The organism is Mangrovicoccus sp. HB161399 (assembly GCF_013184745.1).
In the GTDB taxonomy this organism is placed as follows: domain Bacteria; phylum Pseudomonadota; class Alphaproteobacteria; order Rhodobacterales; family Rhodobacteraceae; genus Mangrovicoccus.
The window spans coordinates 1-819 of record NZ_JAATVU010000276.1 but is presented as its reverse complement, the minus strand read 5'-3'; the positions used below and the strand labels follow the sequence as shown (position 1 = coordinate 819).

Genomic DNA, 819 nt, shown 5'->3' with positions numbered 1-819 from the left:
GCGCGTTGCCACCCGGCGGCACCGCTTGAGCTTGGAGAAGCAGCGTTCGGCCAGGTTGCGCCAGCGGTAGAAGTCGCGGTCGACGGCGCGCCATTCCTTGCGGTTGCGCCGCATCGGGATGACCGCCACGATACCACGTTCCTCGCGGTTTTCCCGTACCTTGTCAGCATCATGGCCCTTGTCGGCGAGGAAATGGCCAGCCTCCGGCAGATCCTGCGCCATCACCAGGTCGAACCCCTTCACATCGGCCGTCTCGCCGCCGGAGATCTCGCTGCGCATCGGCAGTCCCGCACCGTTCACCCGGAGGTGGATCTTGGTCGTGAAGTGGAAGGCGGATCAGAAAACGATCCGCGGGATCGTTTTCCCGCCGGACAGTCGAGAACGGCCGAAACCTTCCTTCTGAGTCCCCCCCTTGAGCCCGCTGCCTGCTGATGGGCGCGGATCACCATTCGGCGCTGCGCTCGGACCAGTGGCGCTTGCGCCTCATTATCGATCATCTGCACACGGGCGGGCACGAGATCGCTGTCGTTGAGAAACAGCAGCATGGTCTCCCATAGTCCGGCTTGCGTCCAGGGTCGGACCTGGCGGTAGACGGACCCCCACTTTCCGAACTCCTCCGGAAGGTCGCGCCACGGGGCACCGGTCCGAGCGATCCAGAATATGCCATCCAGAACAAGGCGATGGTTGACAGGTTTCCGGCCGTTCGGGGCACGGATGGCAGCAATGAAATGCTCGAAGAACCGCCATTCCTCGTTGGTCATCAGATTCCGCGCCAAGATCACCTCCGTCGCAACGGCGATCTTGAATCACGGAGGCGAC

General features: G+C 63.2%; 1 pseudogene. It reads right to left on the bottom strand.

Going from position 1 to position 819, the window contains the following annotated elements:
- Positions 1 to 782 (bottom strand): annotated as a pseudogene (locus tag HCC78_RS34385) (IS5 family transposase); the annotation flags it as partial.
- Positions 783 to 819 lie beyond the last annotated feature (37 nt).